This is a genomic window from Pseudomonas sp. SCA2728.1_7, from assembly GCF_018138145.1.
GTDB classification, from domain to species: domain Bacteria; phylum Pseudomonadota; class Gammaproteobacteria; order Pseudomonadales; family Pseudomonadaceae; genus Aquipseudomonas; species Aquipseudomonas koreensis_A.
Window position 1 is genome coordinate 3,053,592 of sequence record NZ_CP073104.1, and the last position, 18,733, is coordinate 3,072,324.

Genomic DNA, 18,733 nt, shown 5'->3' on the forward strand with positions numbered 1-18,733 from the left:
GGCTGAGGCTGAATGGTGCGCGATAAGGTTGGGGGATGATGAGGGCGTGAAAAGATCAAAAGATCGCAGCCTGCGGCAGCGCCTACACAAATCCAATGTAGGAGCTGCCGCAGGCTGCGATCTGTTGATCTTTCAGGAGCAGGCGACTTTGCGCGGTGGCAGCACAAAACGCTCGCGAAACGCCAGATAGTGCTTGAGCACCTGCACCGGCGCTTCGGTCTGGGGATAGTGACCAATGCCCGGCAGCAGCACCGTGTCGGCATCGGGAATCAATTCGCGGTAACGCTCGACCATGTGCGCCCCGGAAATCGGATCGACTTCGCCGTCGATCACCCGCAACGGCACGTCACCGCGCTGCATGGCGGCCACCCAACGATCACGCTGCACCCGACGCTCGGGAATGTAGCTGATCAATTTGTGCATGATCCGAGGCCCGCGATTGCTGTCGACCAGGCTCCAGAAATCGTCCAGTTCACTTTCGCTCGGCCGCGTTTGCGGACCGAAGATCTGCCGGAAGCTTTTCACCAAAGCATCACGAGTAAACGCCCGACCAATCATCCAGCCCAACGGGCTAAGCAGCAGTTTCTGCATCAGCACCGGGCGATGGGTTTCCGGAAACAATCCGCCGTTGAGAAACACGCAACTGGCGATCTCGATCTGGTCTTCGTAGTGTCGGGCAAGCAGTTCTTGCGCAACGCTGTCACCGTAATCATGCGCCAGCACATGCACCGGTTGTTCAACCTGCAAATGCGCGAGCAATGCCTGTTGCAGGTCAGCCTGTTCCAGCAGGCTGTAGGTGTGATTGATCGGTTTGGCCGAATCGCCAAAACCGAGCATGTCGCAGGCAATCACTCGATATCGCTGGGCCAGCGGCTGCCACAGGTAATGCCAATCCCAACTGGCGGTCGGGAAACCGTGGATCAGCAACAGCGGCTCACCCTGTCCCGCCGTCCAGTAGCGGATCGGCTGGCCACGAAAGACAAACGTCTGGCTGCGTTTGCGCCAGACACACAGAGGAATCTCGGCAAGAGGCATTAGAGTTTATATCCGGGGTCTTGTTTATCGAGTTTGCGCAGCAACGCCGGCCAGGCCAGCGCGCCACCCATGCCTTGAGCACTTTTGGTGACGCCGGCGATCATCGCTTTGGCGCCGGCCAGAATGTGCGGTTCAATGGCGATCAGTTCAGCACCACCGGTTTGCGCCATGACCTGGATGTCGCAGGCGCGCTGGAAGGTGAACATCATCAGAAACGTATCGGCGATGGTGCCACCACAGGTCAGCAGACCGTGGTTGTGCAGCATCAGGAAATTGTTCTCGCCCAGATCGGCTTGCAACCGCGCCTTCTCTTCGTGATTCAGCGCCACGCCTTCATAGGAGTGATAAGCCAGACTCGAGAGAACGAACAGCGACTGCTGACTGATCGGCAACACACCCTGCTTTTGCGCCGACACCGCGACACCGGAGGCGGTGTGCGTATGCAGCACGCAAACCACATCGTGCCGCACTTCGTGCACGGCGCTGTGGATGGTGTAGCCGGCGGGGTTGATCTCGTAGGGGCTGTCCATGAGTTTGTTGCCGGCCTGATCGACTTTCACCAGGCTCGAGGCGGTGATCTCATGGAACATCAGACCGAACGGGTTGATCAGGAAATCTTCGGTGCCCGGCACCTTGGCGGAAATATGGGTGAAGATCAGATCGTCCCAGCCATGCAGCGCGACCAGACGATAACAAGCGGCGAGATCGACTCGGGTCTGCCATTCCGCAGCACTGACCTGGTCTTTGACATTAAGGGACGATTGGACGGGGGCTACGCTCACTGTATGCACCTCTGCGTTCTTATTGTTCTGCACGTACGAGCAGTCTAGTCAGGCGCAGAGGATCGCGTAGTTGCATTGGCAGCCAGCTTGATGACTGACCGAGTCAGCAACGCAAACACCTTGGATCCATGTCAAAGCAACGACGCCAACAAAGGTGCAGCGAATAGATTCAGCAAACCGGTCAGCACCATCACCAGTCCGGCGACAGAACCTTCTTCGCCGCCCACTTCATGGGCCCGGCTGACACCGGCACCGTGCGCGCCCACCCCGAACAGCGCACCGCGCGCCAAGGCACTGCGCAACGGCAACCACTTCAACAACACGCCGCCGAGCATCGCGCCAAACACACCGGTGAACATTACAAAGACCGCCGTCAGTTCCGGCACGCCACCCAGGTTCTGTGCCAGCGGCATGGCGAACGGTGTGGTGATCGAGCGTGGCACCAGCGACATCGTCACCGAACTGTCGAGCGCCAGCGCCTTGGCCAGCCCGAACGAGGTGCCGATCGAGGCTGCACTGCCGGCAACCATGCCCAACAGCAGTGCCGACCAGTGCCGCATCAGCAAGCGCCGTTGCTGCCAGATCGGCACGGCGAAAGCCACGGTGACCGGGCCGAGTACCAGCATCAGCCAGTGGGTGTTGCTGGAATATTCGGCATAGGCGGTGTGCAGGGGCACGGCGAGCGCCAGCAGCAACGCCGGCACCAGAATCAGTGGTGACAAGACGTAGCGCCCGGTGCGCCGATACAACCAGCGGCTGAACAGATACGCCAACAGGGTGAAGGCCAGCCAGAACATCGGCATCCATTCAAGCTTCATGGGACCGCCTCATGCGCACCGCAAGCTCGACGGTGAACGCCGTTACCAGCATCACCATCAAGGTGCTGGCAGCAATCACCAACAAGATCCGCCAGCCGTCATTGCGCAACAGCGCGCCGTAGTCGAGCAGACTCATCAGCGCCGGGATGAAGAACAACAGCATCTCGGCCATCAGCAGTCCCGCGCCCAGTTGCAGGGCTGCCGGTTTGACCCAGCCAAAGGCAAATGCCAGCAGCAACAGCGCCATACCGATGACGCCGCCGGGGATTGGCCACGCCAGCCAGGCCGCCAGTTGGCAGCCGAGCAGGTAGAGACCGAGCAATACGGCGAGTTCGGCGAGAAGACGAGAGAGATGCTTGAGGGTGACGGCGTTCATGATTTTGCTCCTGACAGGCGCTTATTTTACGAAGCGCCCTGCCATCGCCGAAGCGAATTGTTAGACTCAAAGCCATTCCAAAATGGAATCAGGCGATGGAATTCAAACAGCTGCGCAGTTTTGTCGAAGTCATGCATCAGGGCGGTTTCACCCAGGCCGCCAAAACACTGCACATCAGCCAGTCAGCGGTGAGCAAGCAAATCGCGCAACTGGAGCAGAGCCTCGGCACGCCATTGCTCGAACGGCTCGGTTCGCAATTGCGCCTGACCGCCGCTGGCAGTGTGGTGCTGCAACGGGCCGAGGGCATGCTGCGCTTGCGTAACGAATTGCTCGCGGAACTGGATGATCTGAGTCATCTGGCGCGTGGCGAATTGCGCCTGGGTTTGCCGCTGCTGGGTAGCGATGCACTGTTCGCAGAATTGTTTGCCGAATACCGCCGACGCTACCCGAATATCAGTATTCAGTTGCTTGAGGGTGGCAGCCGCAATGTCGAGCAAGCGGTGCTGAGCGGTGAACTGGAACTGGGCGGCAGTCTGTTGCCAAAGGATCCGCAATTCGATTGTCAGCCGTTCTGCGATGAGCCACTCGACGCCCTGTTGCCGGCCGATCATCTGCTGGCTGGTCGGGGTGAGATCGGGCTGGAAGAATTGGCCGAAACGCCCTTTCTGCTCTATCAGCGCAGCTTCGTGCTCAACGACCGCTTGTTGCAGGCGTGCCAGCAACTGGGCTTCACGCCGAAGGAAGGCGGACGCAGCGGTCAGGCGGATTTTCTCGCGGCGCTGGTGGCCGCCGGGCAAGGCGTGGTGCTGTTGCCCAGCGTGGTCGCACGCGGGCTGGTGCGACCAGGCGTTGTACGCCTGGCCTTGCGCGCGCCGGATTATCTGCGCTGGGATATCGCGTTCATCTGGCGTCGCGGCGCCTATCTGTCAAAAGCCGCACAGGCGTGGCTGAGCTTGTTGCGCGAGCGCGCGGTCAGCCCTTGAGGGCGTCGATCAACTGCGCCAGCCAAGGCTCGGCGTCGGTTTCCGGAGTGACGCTTTCGCTGGCATCGATGCGCAGCATCTCTTGCACTTCACGTACGCCCAGTTCGCCGAACAGTTCACGCATTTGCTCGCCACCGCCACAGAAGGTGTCGCCGTAACTGGCGTCGCCCAAGGCAATCACCGCGCCCGGCAAACCAAGCAATGCGGCTGGCAACTGGTCGCGAATCGCCGAATACAGCGGTTGCAGGTTGTCGGGCAATTCGCCCATGCCGGTGGTCGAGGTCACTGCGAGCAATGCTTCGGGGCCGAACGCCTGAATGTCGGCGAGGCTCGCGCGCGAGTTGTAGAAGGTTTCGAAGCCGGCGGCTTTCAACAGGTTCTGGGCGTGACGGGCGACTTCTTCGGCGGTGCCGTAGACCGAACCGGAGAGGATGGCGACTTTCATCAATCTGATCCTGAAACTGGAAAAAAAGAGCGGCGATAGTAACAGCCTCCAGCGCAAAGCTGCGATTGGATCTCAACTGGCGATAATGGCCAGTAGACAGCGCCTACGGTTCTTCTAGAATGCGAGCCACTGACAACTCTGAAAGGATTCAAGGATGATCAAAGCGAGCTTGCTGCAGATGGTGATCAACGCGTCGAACGACGGGATCGTGGTGGCCGAGAAGGAAGGTGAGCAGGACAATATCCTGATTTATGTGAATCCGGCATTCGAACGCATGACCGGCTACAGCAGCGAAGAAATCCTCTATCAGGACTGCCGTTTTCTGCAGGCTGGGGACCGCGATCAGGAAAGCCTGAAGCTGATTCGCGAGACGCTGGATAACGGCGGATCGTGCCGGGAAATCCTGCGTAACTATCGCAAGGACGGCACACCATTCTGGAATGAACTGTCGCTTTCAACGGTGAAAAACGCCGATGACGGGCAGACTTATTTCGTTGGTGTGCAGAAAGACGTTAGCGTTCAGGTCAAGGCTCAGCAGCGCGTGGCACAGCTGGAAGCGCAAGTCGCAGCCCTCAAGGCAGAACTGGCTACGTTGAAAGCGACAAACGGTCAAAACAAAATCGCGAACTAATTGTCATTAACTACAATCACCAATGACTTTGTATCTATATCTTTCGAGTTAGCCATGCAGCGTGACGCCCTCCTCACTCAGGATGAGCTGGATTTCATCCAGACCATGCAGCACAACCCGCAATTGAACGTGCGGGATGCGACGTCGAGTCTGCTGGTTAACGGCGGTTCGCAGATCCGTGATTTGCTCACGCGTCTGGCCGCTCACGAACAAGTGACCATTCAGGCCAACTTCGAAAATCAGCAGATGACCTTCCCGCTGCATCTGGTGGAAGACGAGTTTCACGCGCTGCACTTGCGCCTCGGTGTGCCGAGTATTTATGAAGACGGCCCGATGGTGCGGCCATGGCGGTTGACTCTCGAAGAGCCAGTAGCCCTGGAGAACGCCAAAGGTCAGCCGGGCACGTTGTGGGTCCACGAGGTTTCGCACAAAGGTGTGCTACTGGAAGTGCGCAACAAGACCAAACCTCCCAAGCATTTCGCGTTGTGGTTCAGCCCTTCGGGTTACGAGCGGATTTCATTGCGTGGCAATTTCGAACGGGAAACCGAAAGTGGTTTCTATGCCTACGAACTGAGCCAGACCGACACCGACGAAACCGAACGCCTGCGCCAGTTCATCCTGCAGCAACATCGCCTGACGCATCCTGCCCTTCACACCTGAGTTTCAGGTATCCAGATTGCCGGCCAGAAACTGCAACATGCGCTGACGCATGTTCGCCCCTTCATTGCCCAGACAGGCAACAGAGGAGCCAGCCAGGCTGTCCTGCGCCAGATCTGAAGCATCGCCCGCCAGCATCAACTGACAATCGAGGCTTAACGCCAGCCGGTTCAGACGCCGAGGTAATTCGGCGCTGGGCGCGTGATTGGAAAACAGCACGAGTGCATCAGGTTTGATCTTTTCGCACACCAGCGTCAGCTCATCGAACGGCTGACCTGTAGTCAGCACTCGAACACCGGCATTGCTGTCGCTGAGAAACAACGCCGCCACCAGCAATTCCAGCTCCCGACACTGCCCGGACAGCGCACTGACGATCACCCGGCGCGGTTGCGTGCCGCGCAGCATGACAATCCGCTGCAATACGCGCGCGCGCAGGAATCCATCGAAGAACAGCCACTCGCTGGTTTGCCCGAAAGCCTCCTGGCGCTGCAACAATTGCAGCCACAACGGCATGAGGATGTCCTGAAACACCACGGGCAACGCGTAAGAAGAGAAAATCTGCCCATAGACGCGGTCCAGTTGCTGGTCGTCGAACGCACTGACCGCCTGCTGGATCTGCTCCTGCCATTGCAGGTAATCCGCTTGCACCAGATCATCGGGGATGATGTGCGCGAGCACTTTCATCGGTTCGGTCTTGGCGAGGATCTTGCCGACTTTACTCACGGCAACACCGCGATCAATCCAATCGACGATGCTGCGCACGCGCTCGATATCGGTCATCGAATAAAGTCGATGCCCACTTTCAGTGCGTGTCGGCTGAATCAAGCCATAGCGTCGCTCCCAGGCGCGCAAGGTCACCGGGTTGACGCCTGTCAGACGTGCGACCTCACGGATCGGGAACAGATCGGCGCGTTCGAGCGCAACAGAGGCCTGCGTAGCGGGGTTTGCGTCCGTGATGACAGGCATATGGCGTTCAACTTCCATGTCGGTTCAATTGGATCCCATTCTAACGCTTATGCCCCGATGGGGTTCAAGTGATGAAATGCGACGAAAGTCGCTGGTTTAATCGTGAAAAACCGGAATAATCCTTGCTTGTTGAAAAACGCAGGCCTCTACCCCGGCCCTGCGTCAGGCGAAATTCCTACCCGGAGTGACGCACTCGAAATACGGAGATACAAAATGTCTACTTCCCCCGTCACGCTGATGGTTGCCCGTCGCGTCGCCGACGGCCGTTATCAGGATTTGATCGCCTGGCTGCGCGAAGGCGAACAACTGGCCACTGACTTCCCCGGTTACCTCGGCTCTGGCGTGCTCGCTCCGCCGCCCGGTGATAACGAGTTTCAAATCATTTTCCGTTTCGTCGATGAACAGACGCTGCATGCGTGGGAATACTCGGCATCGCGCACCGCGTGGCTGAGCCGTGGCAGCGATCTCTTCGCGCACCCGAAAGAGCATCGGGTCAGCGGTATCGAAGGCTGGTTCGGCGCGGCCGGTCAGCGTCCACCGCGCTGGAAGCAGGCAGTCGCGATCTGGCTGGCGTTCTTTCCGGTGTCGCTGCTGTTCAACTTTGTTCTCGGCCCTTTGCTCGCTGACATGAGTTTGTTGCCGCGCGTGTTGATCAGCACGGCGTGCCTGACGCCACTGATGGTTTACTTCTTTATTCCGCTGTCGACGCGCTTGCTGGCGAACTGGCTGAACAGCACCCCGGTGCGCCCGTTGCCAGTGACGTCTTCTGCACAGAATCGATGATCTCTGTGTGGGAGCGAGCCTGCTCGCGAATACGGACTGACCTTCAACATTGATGTCGACTGAGACACCGCTTTCGCGAGCAGGCTCGCTCTCACAGTAATGGGGGCCGACGATAGGTGGGCAAGCCATGTCGCTGTTATAGTTTTTGCTCCTACCTCGATGCGAGCCGTTCATGCCAAATTCCGCAGCCCCGATCCTCATCACCGGTGCCGGCCAGCGTGTCGGCCTGCATTGCGCGCAGCGGTTACTCGAGGACGGCTATCGCGTCATCTTCACCTACCGCAGCGAACGCCCCGGCGTACAGACGTTACGAGATCTGGGCGCCATCGGCCTGTTCGCCGATTTTTCCAGCGAAGCCGGAATTCTCACCTTCATCAACGAACTGAAAACCCGAACCGACAGCCTGCGCGCCATCGTGCACAACGCCTCCGAATGGCTGGCCGAAACCCCGGACAACGAGGCCGAAGCCTTCACCCGCATGTTCAATCTGCACATGCTCGCGCCGTACCTGATCAACCTGCACTGCAGTGAGTTGTTGAAGCGCTCGACACCCGCCGACATCATCCATATCAGCGACGACGTCACCCGCAAAGGCAGCAGCAAGCACATCGGCTACTGCGCCAGCAAAGCCGGGCTCGACAGCCTGACGCTGTCCTTTGCCGCCCGCTATGCGCCGGCCATCAAGGTCAACGGCATCGCGCCGGCCCTGCTATTGTTCAATCCCGACGACGACGCGGCGTACCGCGCCAAGGCCCTGGCCAAATCCGCGCTGGGCATCGAACCCGGCAGCGAAGTGATCTATCAAAGCCTGCGCTATCTGCTCGACAACCCTTATGTCACTGGTACGACCCTGACCGTCAACGGCGGACGGCACGTCAAATAAGCCGATTCGCGAGGATTTCCATGACCCGCTCACTGCCCGATAATTACCGCGAAATCCTCATCGGTCTCGGTGAAAATCCCGACCGCGAAGGACTTCTCGACACCCCGCTGCGCGCGGCCAAGGCCATGCAATACCTGTGTCACGGTTATGAACAGAGCGTCGATGACATTGTTAACGGCGCGCTGTTTGACTCGGACAGTGACGAGATGATCATCGTTGCCGACATCGAACTGTACTCATTGTGCGAACATCACCTGCTGCCCTTCATCGGCAAGGCCCATGTGGCTTATATTCCGACAGGCAAGGTGCTGGGCCTGTCGAAAATCGCGCGACTGGTGGACATGTTCGCCCGGCGTCTGCAGATCCAGGAAAACCTCACCCGACAAATCGCCGAGGCGGTGCAACAGGTCACCGATGCCGCCGGCGTCGCGGTTGTCATCGAGGCCAGACACATGTGCATGATGATGCGCGGTGTCGAAAAACAGAATTCGACCATGAACACCTCGGTCATGCTCGGCGCGTTTCGCGAGTCGAGCAACACCCGTCAGGAGTTCCTGCAATTGATTGGACGGAGCAAGTAAATGCCACAACTTCAGCCGGGAATGGCGCGTATCCGGGTCAAGGATTTGCGCTTGCGCACCTTTATCGGGATCAACGAGGACGAGATCCTCAACAAACAGGATGTGCTGATCAACCTGACCATTCTGTACGCCGCGCAGGAAGCGGTGCGTGACAACGACATTGATCACGCACTGAATTACCGCACGATCACCAAAGCGATCATCGCCCACGTCGAGGGCAACCGTTTTGCCCTGCTCGAACGCCTGACGCAGGAATTGCTCGATCTGGTGATGAGCAACGGTTCGGTACTGTACGCCGAAGTCGAAGTCGACAAGCCCCATGCGCTGCGGTTTGCCGAATCGGTTTCGATCACGCTCGCGGCTAGCCGCTGAGCTTCAAGCTTCGAGCTGCAAGCGGTAAGCTAACGGCCGACCCCGATCCAATCTTGCAGCTTGAAGCTTGCCGCTCAAAGCTGTCTCGCAGAGACCCCCATGACTGATCAACAACGCCTCGAACTTGAAGCCGCCGCCTTCCGCCGGCTGGTCGCCCACCTGGACAGCCGCAAGGACGTGCAGAACATCGATCTGATGAACCTTGCTGGCTTCTGCCGCAACTGCCTGTCGAAGTGGTACAAGGCCGAAGCCGATGAGCGCCAGATCGAGGTCAGCCTCGACGACGCCCGCGAAGTGGTTTACGGCATGCCGTACGCCGAGTGGAAAGCCCAATATCAGCAAGGAGCCAACGCCGACCAGCAAGCGGCGTTCGCCAAAGGAAAAACCCATGAGTGATCTGAACACCCTGCGCGCCAGCCTCAAGAGCGGCGAGCACGCTTTCGCCGACACCCTGGCTTTCATTGCTGCGGGTTACGACTACCAGCCGCAAGCCTTCAACAACGGTGGCGTGGAAAACGCCGCCGGGCAGAACGAAGGTTCGTGCAAGACCTTGGGTCTGGCGCTGCTGGAAGGTCTGAGCGATGAGGAAGCGCTGTTGGCGTTCGGCGAACATTATCGTTCGGTGGTCGCGACGCCAGAGGGCAGCGATCACGGCAACATCCGTGCGTTGATCCAGCACGGTCTGGCCGGCGTCAAATTCACCGCCCAGCCCCTGACCCGCCGCTGATACCTCTATCCACACAAAATCCCTGTGGGAGCGAGCCTGCTCGCGAATACGGACTGACATTCAACATTGATGTCGACGGATACACCGCATTCGCGAGCAGGCTCGCTCCCACATTTGATGTGTGATGGCTGTGAATAACGGGCACAAAAAAACCGGCCAATCTCTGGCCGGTTTTTTTATGCCTGCGATCTTAGAACGAAGCGTTCTGCAGACCGTCCAGGTAACGCTCGGTATCCAGTGCCGCCATGCAGCCGGCGCCGGCCGAGGTGATCGCCTGGCGGTAAACGTGGTCAGCCACATCACCGGCGGCGAAGATGCCTTCGACGCTGGTTGCAGTCGCGTTGCCTTCACGGCCGCCATGCACCACCAGATAACCGTCTTTCAGGGTCAGCTGGCCTTCGAACAGCGAAGTGTTCGGGGTGTGGCCGATGGCGATGAACACGCCGTCGACGGTGATTTCGTCGAAGCTACCATCGTTGTTTTTCAGACGCGCACCGGTCACGCCCATGTTGTCGCCCAGCACTTCGTCGAGGTTGGCGTTCAACTTGAGGATGATCTTGCCTTCAGCGACGCGAGCGTTGAGCTTGTCGATCAGGATCTTCTCGGCGCGGAAGGTTTCGCGACGGTGGATCAGGGTCACGGTGCTGGCGATGTTGGCCAGGTACAGTGCTTCTTCAACAGCGGTGTTGCCGCCGCCGACCACTGCAACAGGCTTGTTGCGGTAGAAGAAACCGTCACAGGTCGCGCAGGCCGAAACGCCTTTGCCCATGAACGCTTCTTCCGACGGCAAGCCCAGGTAACGCGCGCTGGCGCCAGTGGCGATGATCAGGGCGTCGCAGGTGTAGGTCGCGCTGTCGCCGGTCAGGGTGTAAGGCTTGGCAGCGAAGTCGACGGCGTTGATGTGATCGAAAACGATCTCGGTTTCAAAACGCTCGGCGTGCTCGCGCATGCGCTCCATCAGTGCAGGACCGGTCAGGCCGTGGACGTCGCCCGGCCAGTTGTCGACTTCGGTGGTGGTGGTCAGTTGACCGCCAGCCTGCATGCCGGTGATCAGCAGTGGCTTGAGGTTGGCGCGGGCCGCGTATACCGCAGCGCTGTAACCGGCAGGGCCGGAACCGAGAATAATCACTCGCGAATGACGGACTTCAGACATGACCTGCTCCTGTTGACCGGGCCGAAAAACAGGCACGGATCGCCGGACTGCCGGCGGGAATAAAAAAGGACCGTGGAAAACCTTGGGGAAGGCTTGAGCTCGACAGTCCTGTAAAAAGTTGGGTGCAGCGTATCGAGGGGGGCAAGATTAAGGAAATACGGTTTAACAATCCAGCTCATAGGTGGTCTCTATGCCGTCACACTGACGAGAAGGACGTCGTTATATCTGAATGGCCCTAACAGTTAGTAATGATCAAGCTATTGATTTTTAAGGTTTTTATCCCACTAACATGTTTTATGTTTTTATCGCAATTGCGGGCAAAAACCAGGCAACTAGGTTCTTGAATGGTGCACCTCATCAGAACGCTACGCTGCAAGCAGCAATCAAGATTGCTCTCATTCCCAACGACCCCGCCATCCAGTTCCGCTACCAGGTAGAGGTACATCGGGAGCGTTGCGGCTATACGCTCCACCATATCGTCGACAGTCGGAGGCGTCAGTACAAACGAGATGACCGTGTCCAGAACCATTGACGCATATATAGCCTGGATGTCAGAGGCGTTAGTGCCGAACAAAATATTCTGACATCAACGCACACCCACCAAGTGTGCGGATGGATCACAGCGACAACCCCTCAGTTATCTGAAGAAGCATATCCTCTACCAGGCGCATACCGGGGGAATGTAGAGAGAATGGCGTTTGGGGTTTCACCCGAAAATCGTGATTTAGGAGTGGAAAGCCAATTTCTGGCCTTTCCTGCGTCGCCGAAGATCACCTCTGCCATGGCATTAGTTTGCGTGAAGCGAAACAACCGATCGCTTTCAGCTGCATTCAGAGCTGTTCCGGCGCACGCTGCAAGCAGCCGCAGCCCAACCGTCCGAAGCGATTTTAGCTGAGCGCGATCGGCTCAGACGCCCGGAAGCCCCCATCGAGAACGATGATCGAATTTCACCACTGATACAGAACGTCAACGCTGAGTTAGCGAGATGCATACCGAACGCGCCACATGTTCAACTTCGGGTGACGAGCACTGATAGCCGATCGCTTCTCGACTCTGTCGCTGCACATTTCGCTGTCGTCGGAGGACTGGGCGTACCCCCAGCCAGACAAGGCAGCGGTTTGGTGTCTCTGCAAGGGTTGTTACTGCTTCTGGAACTAGGTCGAGGACGTGCAGCTGAAGGTGAAGGATTTCTAATGGCCTTGGAGGAGCCTGAGCTTCATCTGCCCCCAGCAGTTCAGCAGCAGCTGGTACAACGAGTACAAGCACTTTCGACCCAAACCTTCATTACTACGCATTCCCATTGATCGCTGCGGTATCAGATCCAACCTCTGTATTGATTCTGCGAAATGTCGACGGTCATCTCTCGGCCCTTCCTTTTTTATCAGAGCCGTTGCTACCAAATGCTCAGAATTGGAAGAGGAAATTTTTTCAGCAAAGTCGCGTAGATGTCCTGTCGGCTTTAATGCACCCGTGTGTATTGGTACCTGAAGGTCGTGCAGATTTCCTATTACTGAAAACGGTGCTACGACCTTTGATGTTGACCGAGGGTTGGTCCACGAGCATGCCATCTATGTTTGGACTGGAGGTCGGCGTCGTACCCACTGAGGATGCCAAAGTGGTCGAGACGTTCCAGTTACTGTCGGCCACTCATAACAAGGTCTGCTGCCTGGTGGACGGCGACAGAGACGGTACGTCGAGGGTCGAGGAAGGCAATCTGCCGATCGACAACAATGCCGCCGAATGTGTGATCCGCCCCTTCGTGATCGGAAGAAAGAACTGGTTGTTCAGCGTTACGCTCAAAGGCGCGAAGGCTAGCGCTCAACGTCACAGCCTGGTCGAGACCGCCAAAGCCAACGGCCAAGAACCTTATGCGTGGCTGCGCCACGCACTTTAGCGCCTACCAATGGCGGCTTTAGTCAACAATTATGAAGCCCTGCTGCCATGTAACTGCCCACCCGCATCGCCTTAACGAGCGGGCTACTCACACTGAAGTCGGTGGGGTTTGTGGAGCGCTTACTCAAAACCCAAGGCGGGAGTCGTATGCGGTAATTCCGCACGTACGGATCTGTGCGGGGGGTTGCAGGTGACTGCCATTCCTACCGCGATCAGTTGATCTCGCTTCCTTCGGTTATGAAACGCGGATCCATGAAAACTGGGCACAGCGTATTGAGTGAGAGCACATTTTCCCAGCCTGGTAGTTTGATCATCAGCGGCAAGGCTGGAAAAACGGGTTAAGAAACTTCCTCCTCGAAAAAGAAGGCAGCCTCCCCAAAAGCCGGTTTTAGTTGATCGAACCACGTAGCATCGGGATCAAATCGTGCGAAAAATGGTCTTTGCACCCAATCCGGGTTTCGTGCTTGGATAAAGCGTAAAACAAACACCTTTTCTCCTCTAATTTCAGCTACACCGCAGACTTCAACTTTCCCCGGATCTGCGCTCATCGAAGGTCCTCTGGCGGTCCTAGCAATACCTGAGACTTGTTTGACAGCGTCTCGGTAAATTTCCCAGGAACGTATAAGAGGTACTTCAAAATACCGACGAGCCCCGGTATCACGTTCGATAAACATATAGTAAGGAATAATACCTAGTTCAACTTGCGTCTGCCAGAGTCGCGCCCAGACATCAGCAGAGTCATTGATATGAGCCAGCAACGGGCCCTGACTACGTATTTGAGCACCTGTTTTTCGAACACGACGAATAGCCTCTCGAGCAATTGCAGGCTCAAGTTCCGCCCAATGATTATAATGAGCCATTAATGCTAAGTGTTTCCCATGCATGCTAATCTTCCTAAATAGATCAAGAAGTTCACCTGCGTCGCTATCAGTCACAAACCGCTGAGGCCAGAAAGAAAGCGCTTTCGTACCAATTCGGATAGTGTGGATGTGCTCGAACTCAGGAGTCAAAAGAGGTTCTAGATAAGCACGTAGATTGCTTGTCTTCATAACCAGCGGATCTCCACCAGTAATTAAAACATCAGTCACTTGAGGGTTGGCCCGCAGGTAATCCAACAGCTGGGTGTTTTCCTTAGCCGCAATTTTGAGCGATTGGTCTCCAGTGAACTGGGCCCAACGGAAACAAAAAGTACAGTAGCTATGGCAAATCTGACCAGCGCTTGGGAAAAAAAGCACAGTCTCACGATATTTGTGCTGGACACCAGTTACCGTCACGCCAGACAGTGAAGGGATGTTACGCTCAAGCTGTCCCGCTGGATGAGGGTTCAGTCTAGCTCTAACCTGTTTTATCGCAACCTCACACGTTGAACGGTCGGAATTCCTTAAAAGTAAAGATGACACTAGATCAAAAGATTCTTTATCCAGCATATCCTTCTGGGGGAAGGTAAGTTGGTATATAGGGTCGTTGGGAATATTGTCCCAGTCGATCAAATTCTTTATAACATATTCATTGACCCGAAATGGCAAGACGCTTGCCACAACCTTCATCTCCCAAATAGTCTGGCTGTCTAATTTAGCAAGCTGAGAAATGTGGTCAATTTGTTTCAAGGTATAAACCTTGAAACGTTCAACCTCTGATTTGTTTGTGAAGTCGTCAACACTCACCGCTAGATTTTCTATAGAATGCATAATTAGTAGCCAATAAGATTCTTTAATGAAATATAGGAAATGATAAAATATCGAACTGTCTTGACCTAAAATTAATGCGTGACCACATATAATATCTGATGACGCAATGGGATCTTAGGCATATAAACTTAATAAAACCTCAACAAGGTTAGCGTGGGCTAACCAAGAAAGCGCAACCTCCAATTGAAAAATTTTTCCACACTAGTAACACTTACCGCATAAAAATCAGCGACGGTGGACAAAATCTACAATTCTCCCACAAGCCTCTTTAATTTCAGCTTCATTAACGGAAGCAATTGATATTCGGATATGGTCCTTCATACCGTAAGAAGAGCCCGGCGTGGTAGAAACAGATTTTACGTTGAGGAGATCGTCTACAAATTGGGCGTCCGAATCCCAAGTAGCACCCAATACGCGGGAAATATTAGGAAATAGGAAAAATCCACCCTGCGGCATTACAATATCAAACGTAGTGCTTAACAACTGATGGCAGTAATAGGCTCGGCGTTGCAACTCATCAACACGCGTTTTAAGAATATTTTTAGGCAAAGCTGTTGCTGCCAGGGCACCGTGCTGAGCAAATGTACAAGCATTATCCGTCATGACGCCCTGAAGCGTGGAGCAGCGATTGATAATATTTCTATCCGCGAACATATAGCCTATTCTAAAACCAGACATGGAGAATAGTTTTGAAAACGTACGTGTAACCACCAGCAGGCTAGTATCCACCATAAGATCCAGAGGACTAACATGTTCACTGCTACCAAAAACGATGCCTTCGTAGGCTTCGTCGGAAATTAGTAAAAATCCAAACTCTTGAGATAAGAGCACCAACTCTAGAATTTCTTGTCGACTTAGAACCGAGCCAGTGGGGTTGTGCGGCGAGTTAATGATCAACGCCCTAGTTTTGCTAGTGACCAACTTACGAATTTCAGCTATGTCGATACGCTTAGTGCCCATTTCATAATCGACGGCAATGCCATCGTTAAGCTCTATGTAAGATATATAAGCGGGCCAGCATGGGTTCGGAACAAGAACCTCGTCACCTTTGGATAATATGCATTTCATCAACATAAACAAAGCCTGACTCGAGCCATTAGAGACTAAAATCTCGGCTGGGTCGTACAACTTACTATGCTTGTGAAAACACCCCTCGATCAAAGATTTTTTTAAAGACTCTATGCCGGTAAGATCACAATAGCCAGTATATCCATTCGTTAAGGCGTTAATCGTCGCGCGAGAAATCTCCTGCGGAACTTCAAGATTGAACTCACCATCGTGCATCTGAATTAAGTCGCCCATTTGAGGACTTTTACTTAAGACCTGCGACAACTTCTGACTCGGGTTTAACATAATTCTCACCAACTGTAATTATTTTAAATGTCGCAGCATCTGCCGCGAGTAGACTTCAGTGAAAAAAGCTTTTGCCGACGGGCCCAGATCCTGGGGCCAGAAATCAAACATTAAATTTACACGAGTACATTTACTATAGTTCCAAGACTCATGTTGAAAAGTCGTATCAATGATTACTATGTCACCGGTTCTCCAACTAACGATCTCTTCCCCGACTCTCAGCCCAGACAAACCATCGTCAGAACAAAGTATAGGTAGATGTAACGTCAGCATAGGATAAACATAATCTAGATGCGGTTCGATATGACCGCCCGGCTCTAGGCTTGAAAGCACAACCTCTCTGATAGTCGCACCTGGCACAATATCCTCAACAAAGCGAATAGTATTTGGTACAAGGTCAGCGTATACAGCAACTTTTTGACCACCTTTATAAAGTGGAATTGATTTCCACAAAGGGTCGCCATGAAAGGGATATTTTTCTTGCGTGTTCTTATATTTATCATAGAGCTGGATTAATTCCTGCGTCATCTCGGCGAGTAGAGTATCAACGCCTGAGAGAAAGCTGAAATCGTCTTTAGACCAAAGAGGCTTTCTTGGTCCAAACAACGACTTAAACCCATTGATATTTATATTCGTAGCATAAGGTACAGGCGTAACATGCTTAGATAGGCCGCTGGATAAGCGGCTAGGTAATGATGATTTACCTTCATAACATTCCAACTCTATTAGATCAAGGACACACTCACGTGTTTTATCATCGATATCGCCAAGTTCATCTAATACATCGCGCCACAATGTGACGACTGGCTCCCGCCACTTTAGAGCAGACCTGCAGGCAATCACTACAGTCGCATATAGCCGGATTATGAGGTAAATGAGTAATAACTGGCTCGCTCCTAAAAGTCCAAATCCTAATGATTCGGCTCTGTAATATAGACCCGCCACCAAAGTAAAAATAGAGAGAGGAACGAGCCAACACAAGTAGCTACTATAGCGTCGCACGGCAGAGTAAGGTACGACGATATTAAGCATATCGAATTGGGAACGAATAATCGGCCAGGAGCTGACGGAATATAGAAGAAAAAATAGCAAACAGCAGTAGGAAACAGCATATATCGACAAGAGATCGATCGGAACAGCCAGAACAATAAATACATATAACAATAAGCAAGCTATCACGGATATACTGTGTTTCAGTATATAATTTATGCCTCGAATGCCGTATAGATTTCTCATGTCGCAACCTGCGCCGAAGGCTCGTATCGAATCCATCTAAATAAAAGTAGAGAGAACAGCGCTAAAAGTCCGAGCGCTAAGCCACACCATATACCAGCTGCTCCTAGGTCAGTATAAAATGCAAGTAATAGAGCTAGCGGCAGCCCCACTAGCCAAAAACAAATAATTGAGAGCAGCATCGGAATAACAGTCTTTTTCAGCCCCCTGAATATACCGAGCAGGACCATTTGACTACCATCAAAGAAATGGAAGATTCCCAAGATGCTGACAAAGAGACTAGATAGCATGATGAGTTCGTCATTTACACCGTCATCGCGAGCAACAAATAACTGAACGATATCATTAGAAAAAATAATCAGAATAGAAGATGTCACAGTGAGCACTATCCAGCTGAGCCATAGGGCACTCCATCCTGCGTCACTAGTCCGCCGCGAATACAAACCTAAAGGTGAGCAGAGGCTTATTCTTGTGGTAGATGCTTGAGAGATACCATTAGGTATTGTAAATACAACTTGAAGAACTTGCATTGCGATACCATGAGCAGCCAATGCAACGACTCCAAATTTACCCACTACAATTGTAAGGATGAAGAAAAAAAGCGTGTCGTTTGCTTGAGTTAAAGAGACCGGAATACCGTTTTTTAGAATAGGCAGCATCAACCGCCATCTCACTACCATCAATTTTATGCAGTGCCGACGCACCCTAAACTGCGGATTCATTAAACCGAATGTGATCAGCAACATACAAAGCAGGACGTTTGTTAGAGTCGTGGCTATACCTGCACCGAACAAACCCAAGGGGGGTATCCACAAAAACCCAAATATTAGAATCAGGTGCGCAACGAAGTTAAAGATCGACGCTATAATAATTGCGATAACTGCATATCGCGCGGACCCCATTATAGATAAAACATTTCTGAGGTGTACAAATAAAATCGCTGGTCCAATGCTCCACATCAGGCTGCTCATATATCTCTGGGCCTCGAGAGACAAAAGAATATCCTGGCCGAAAAAAACTAATATCTCTTTCGTAAAACAGAGTATTGATAAGCATATTAAAAAAGCGGCTACTATGAGCTGAACGCAACTGGTTGATACAGATATATATTGTTCTTCTTTTCCCTTAGAGCCCAACGCATCAGTTATAAATGGGATTGTAGAGACTAGCAATCCGGAAAATAATAAAAACAGGAGATAGTAGAGGCCCTGTGCCAAAGTCGACGCAGCTAACGCCTCTGTACTAATCCATCCAGCCATTATTACGTCCGTAGTAGCAATAATCACATGCGCGATATTGCCAAATACAAAGGCAAGCGAAAGCCGGAAACTCTCGCGCATCTCGGATGTATATCTACGGGAAAGCCTCACGGCA

Annotated in this window: 22 protein-coding genes and 2 pseudogenes; 11 read left to right on the top strand and 13 right to left on the bottom strand. The window is 53.8% G+C overall.

Annotated elements, in window-relative coordinates; all coding sequences use genetic code 11:
• Window positions 1-132: 132 nt before the first annotated feature.
• The 4 genes from KBP52_RS13715 to KBP52_RS13730 form a co-directional block, all read right to left on the bottom strand.
• Complete coding sequence (locus KBP52_RS13715; RefSeq protein WP_116029507.1) at window positions 133-1,035, bottom strand: alpha/beta hydrolase; 903 nt, start codon at window positions 1,033-1,035, stop codon at window positions 133-135.
• Window positions 1,035-1,817 carry a class II aldolase/adducin family protein gene (locus tag KBP52_RS13720; RefSeq protein WP_212622960.1) on the bottom strand — a complete coding sequence of 261 codons (783 nt, stop codon included), beginning with the start codon at window positions 1,815-1,817 and terminating at the stop codon, window positions 1,035-1,037. Before KBP52_RS13720 ends, KBP52_RS13715 begins: the two co-directional genes overlap by 1 nt.
• Before the next feature lie 131 nt (window positions 1,818-1,948).
• A complete protein-coding gene (locus tag KBP52_RS13725; protein ID WP_116029505.1) occupies window positions 1,949-2,635 on the bottom strand; it encodes an LrgB family protein in 687 nt (228 codons plus the stop codon).
• Complete coding sequence (locus KBP52_RS13730; protein ID WP_095119438.1) at window positions 2,625-3,011, bottom strand: CidA/LrgA family protein; 387 nt, start codon at window positions 3,009-3,011, stop codon at window positions 2,625-2,627. Before KBP52_RS13730 ends, KBP52_RS13725 begins: the two co-directional genes overlap by 11 nt.
• A 95-nt stretch (window positions 3,012-3,106) precedes the next feature.
• On the opposite strand from KBP52_RS13730, the gene KBP52_RS13735 reads away from it, so the two are divergent.
• The gene (locus KBP52_RS13735) at window positions 3,107-3,994 is read left to right on the top strand and encodes a LysR family transcriptional regulator (RefSeq protein WP_212622961.1); all 888 of its coding nucleotides are present in this window, start codon (window positions 3,107-3,109) and stop codon (window positions 3,992-3,994) included.
• Here KBP52_RS13735 and KBP52_RS13740 read toward each other — a convergent pair.
• Entirely contained in the window at window positions 3,984-4,439 is a 456-nt protein-coding gene (locus tag KBP52_RS13740) for a flavodoxin (RefSeq protein WP_137219274.1), read from the bottom strand. The genes KBP52_RS13735 and KBP52_RS13740 overlap by 11 nt on opposite strands.
• Before the next feature lie 154 nt (window positions 4,440-4,593).
• On the opposite strand from KBP52_RS13740, the gene KBP52_RS13745 reads away from it, so the two are divergent.
• Both KBP52_RS13745 and KBP52_RS13750 read left to right on the top strand, forming a co-directional pair.
• Window positions 4,594-5,070, top strand: a complete 477-nt coding sequence (locus KBP52_RS13745; protein ID WP_212622962.1) for a PAS domain-containing protein — start codon at window positions 4,594-4,596, stop codon at window positions 5,068-5,070.
• Between the two features lie 54 nt (window positions 5,071-5,124).
• Window positions 5,125-5,730, top strand: coding sequence for a hypothetical protein (locus KBP52_RS13750; protein ID WP_016987019.1), 606 nt, complete (start codon window positions 5,125-5,127; stop codon window positions 5,728-5,730).
• A gap of 3 nt (window positions 5,731-5,733) precedes the next feature.
• On the opposite strand, the gene KBP52_RS13755 is transcribed toward KBP52_RS13750, so the two are convergent.
• Complete coding sequence (locus KBP52_RS13755) at window positions 5,734-6,693, bottom strand: MerR family transcriptional regulator (protein WP_212622963.1); 960 nt, start codon at window positions 6,691-6,693, stop codon at window positions 5,734-5,736.
• A 213-nt stretch (window positions 6,694-6,906) separates the two neighbouring features.
• Between KBP52_RS13755 and KBP52_RS13760 the strand changes: the two genes are divergently transcribed.
• From KBP52_RS13760 to KBP52_RS13785, 6 genes are all read left to right on the top strand, one after another.
• Window positions 6,907-7,476 (top strand): antibiotic biosynthesis monooxygenase, encoded by a 570-nt coding sequence (locus KBP52_RS13760; protein WP_077571162.1) that lies wholly within the window; start codon window positions 6,907-6,909, stop codon window positions 7,474-7,476.
• Window positions 7,477-7,648: 172 nt separating this feature from the next.
• Window positions 7,649-8,359 carry a dihydromonapterin reductase gene (gene folM, locus KBP52_RS13765; protein WP_212622964.1) on the top strand — a complete coding sequence of 237 codons (711 nt, stop codon included), beginning with the start codon at window positions 7,649-7,651 and terminating at the stop codon, window positions 8,357-8,359.
• Window positions 8,360-8,379: 20 nt separating this feature from the next.
• A complete protein-coding gene (gene folE / locus KBP52_RS13770) occupies window positions 8,380-8,940 on the top strand; it encodes a GTP cyclohydrolase I FolE (protein WP_212622965.1) in 561 nt (186 codons plus the stop codon).
• The gene (gene folX, locus KBP52_RS13775; protein WP_007914273.1) at window positions 8,941-9,312 is read left to right on the top strand and encodes a dihydroneopterin triphosphate 2'-epimerase; all 372 of its coding nucleotides are present in this window, start codon (window positions 8,941-8,943) and stop codon (window positions 9,310-9,312) included.
• A 99-nt stretch (window positions 9,313-9,411) separates the two neighbouring features.
• Entirely contained in the window at window positions 9,412-9,708 is a 297-nt protein-coding gene (locus KBP52_RS13780; protein ID WP_212622966.1) for a DUF1244 domain-containing protein, read from the top strand.
• Window positions 9,701-10,039, top strand: coding sequence for a HopJ type III effector protein (locus KBP52_RS13785; protein WP_047299789.1), 339 nt, complete (start codon window positions 9,701-9,703; stop codon window positions 10,037-10,039). The genes KBP52_RS13780 and KBP52_RS13785 overlap by 8 nt, the downstream gene beginning before the upstream one ends.
• A 190-nt stretch (window positions 10,040-10,229) precedes the next feature.
• Here the strand turns inward: KBP52_RS13785 and trxB are convergent, their stop codons facing one another.
• The 3 genes and pseudogenes from trxB to KBP52_RS13795 all read right to left on the bottom strand — a co-directional run bounded on the left by trxB (window position 10,230) and on the right by KBP52_RS13795 (window position 11,975).
• Window positions 10,230-11,192, bottom strand: a complete 963-nt coding sequence (trxB, locus tag KBP52_RS13790) for a thioredoxin-disulfide reductase (protein WP_007912350.1) — start codon at window positions 11,190-11,192, stop codon at window positions 10,230-10,232.
• Window positions 11,193-11,592: 400 nt separating this feature from the next.
• Window positions 11,593-11,769 (bottom strand): annotated as a pseudogene (locus KBP52_RS30545) (N-acetyltransferase); the annotation flags it as partial.
• A 56-nt stretch (window positions 11,770-11,825) separates the two neighbouring features.
• Window positions 11,826-11,975 carry an MbcA/ParS/Xre antitoxin family protein gene (locus tag KBP52_RS13795; protein WP_249122275.1) on the bottom strand — a complete coding sequence of 50 codons (150 nt, stop codon included), beginning with the start codon at window positions 11,973-11,975 and terminating at the stop codon, window positions 11,826-11,828.
• Window positions 11,976-12,211: 236 nt separating this feature from the next.
• On the opposite strand from KBP52_RS13795, the gene KBP52_RS30550 reads away from it, so the two are divergent.
• Together KBP52_RS30550 and KBP52_RS13805 are read left to right on the top strand one after the other, a co-directional pair.
• The gene (locus KBP52_RS30550; protein ID WP_249122276.1) at window positions 12,212-12,496 is read left to right on the top strand and encodes an AAA family ATPase; all 285 of its coding nucleotides are present in this window, start codon (window positions 12,212-12,214) and stop codon (window positions 12,494-12,496) included.
• Between the two features lie 395 nt (window positions 12,497-12,891).
• A pseudogene (locus tag KBP52_RS13805) lies at window positions 12,892-13,161 on the top strand (transposase domain-containing protein); the annotation flags it as partial.
• Between the two features lie 262 nt (window positions 13,162-13,423).
• Here KBP52_RS13805 and KBP52_RS13810 read toward each other — a convergent pair.
• The 4 genes from KBP52_RS13810 to KBP52_RS13825 form a co-directional block, all read right to left on the bottom strand.
• The gene (locus KBP52_RS13810; RefSeq protein ID WP_212622967.1) at window positions 13,424-14,773 is read right to left on the bottom strand and encodes a lysine 2,3-aminomutase; all 1,350 of its coding nucleotides are present in this window, start codon (window positions 14,771-14,773) and stop codon (window positions 13,424-13,426) included.
• A 225-nt stretch (window positions 14,774-14,998) separates the two neighbouring features.
• Window positions 14,999-16,075 carry an aminotransferase class I/II-fold pyridoxal phosphate-dependent enzyme gene (locus KBP52_RS13815; RefSeq protein WP_158559182.1) on the bottom strand — a complete coding sequence of 359 codons (1,077 nt, stop codon included), beginning with the start codon at window positions 16,073-16,075 and terminating at the stop codon, window positions 14,999-15,001.
• Between the two features lie 69 nt (window positions 16,076-16,144).
• Window positions 16,145-16,921, bottom strand: a complete 777-nt coding sequence (locus KBP52_RS13820; protein ID WP_185057882.1) for an aspartyl/asparaginyl beta-hydroxylase domain-containing protein — start codon at window positions 16,919-16,921, stop codon at window positions 16,145-16,147.
• Window positions 16,922-17,358: 437 nt separating this feature from the next.
• On the bottom strand, window positions 17,359-18,699 hold the full coding sequence (locus tag KBP52_RS13825; RefSeq protein ID WP_282961201.1) for an MATE family efflux transporter: 1,341 nt from the start codon (window positions 18,697-18,699) through the stop codon (window positions 17,359-17,361).
• Window positions 18,700-18,733: the final 34 nt, after the last annotated feature.

What these genes read in the sequence shown, in the direction of transcription:
- KBP52_RS13715 (WP_116029507.1), bottom strand. Translation starts at nt 1,035, where the DNA reads ATGCCTCTTGCCGAGATTCCTCTGTGTGTCTGGCGCAAACGCAGCCAG.
- KBP52_RS13725 (WP_116029505.1), bottom strand. Translation starts at nt 2,635, where the DNA reads ATGAAGCTTGAATGGATGCCGATGTTCTGGCTGGCCTTCACCCTGTTG.
- KBP52_RS13730 (WP_095119438.1), bottom strand. Translation starts at nt 3,011, where the DNA reads ATGAACGCCGTCACCCTCAAGCATCTCTCTCGTCTTCTCGCCGAACTC.
- KBP52_RS13735 (WP_212622961.1), top strand. Translation starts at nt 3,107, where the DNA reads ATGGAATTCAAACAGCTGCGCAGTTTTGTCGAAGTCATGCATCAGGGC.
- KBP52_RS13740 (WP_137219274.1), bottom strand. Translation starts at nt 4,439, where the DNA reads ATGAAAGTCGCCATCCTCTCCGGTTCGGTCTACGGCACCGCCGAAGAA.
- KBP52_RS13745 (WP_212622962.1), top strand. Translation starts at nt 4,594, where the DNA reads ATGATCAAAGCGAGCTTGCTGCAGATGGTGATCAACGCGTCGAACGAC.
- KBP52_RS13750 (WP_016987019.1), top strand. Translation starts at nt 5,125, where the DNA reads ATGCAGCGTGACGCCCTCCTCACTCAGGATGAGCTGGATTTCATCCAG.
- KBP52_RS13755 (WP_212622963.1), bottom strand. Translation starts at nt 6,693, where the DNA reads ATGCCTGTCATCACGGACGCAAACCCCGCTACGCAGGCCTCTGTTGCG.
- KBP52_RS13760 (WP_077571162.1), top strand. Translation starts at nt 6,907, where the DNA reads ATGTCTACTTCCCCCGTCACGCTGATGGTTGCCCGTCGCGTCGCCGAC.
- folM (WP_212622964.1), top strand. Translation starts at nt 7,649, where the DNA reads ATGCCAAATTCCGCAGCCCCGATCCTCATCACCGGTGCCGGCCAGCGT.
- folE (WP_212622965.1), top strand. Translation starts at nt 8,380, where the DNA reads ATGACCCGCTCACTGCCCGATAATTACCGCGAAATCCTCATCGGTCTC.
- folX (WP_007914273.1), top strand. Translation starts at nt 8,941, where the DNA reads ATGCCACAACTTCAGCCGGGAATGGCGCGTATCCGGGTCAAGGATTTG.
- KBP52_RS13780 (WP_212622966.1), top strand. Translation starts at nt 9,412, where the DNA reads ATGACTGATCAACAACGCCTCGAACTTGAAGCCGCCGCCTTCCGCCGG.
- KBP52_RS13785 (WP_047299789.1), top strand. Translation starts at nt 9,701, where the DNA reads ATGAGTGATCTGAACACCCTGCGCGCCAGCCTCAAGAGCGGCGAGCAC.
- trxB (WP_007912350.1), bottom strand. Translation starts at nt 11,192, where the DNA reads ATGTCTGAAGTCCGTCATTCGCGAGTGATTATTCTCGGTTCCGGCCCT.
- KBP52_RS13795 (WP_249122275.1), bottom strand. Translation starts at nt 11,975, where the DNA reads ATGGCAGAGGTGATCTTCGGCGACGCAGGAAAGGCCAGAAATTGGCTT.
- KBP52_RS13810 (WP_212622967.1), bottom strand. Translation starts at nt 14,773, where the DNA reads ATGCATTCTATAGAAAATCTAGCGGTGAGTGTTGACGACTTCACAAAC.
- KBP52_RS13815 (WP_158559182.1), bottom strand. Translation starts at nt 16,075, where the DNA reads ATGGGCGACTTAATTCAGATGCACGATGGTGAGTTCAATCTTGAAGTT.
- KBP52_RS13825 (WP_282961201.1), bottom strand. Translation starts at nt 18,699, where the DNA reads ATGCGCGAGAGTTTCCGGCTTTCGCTTGCCTTTGTATTTGGCAATATC.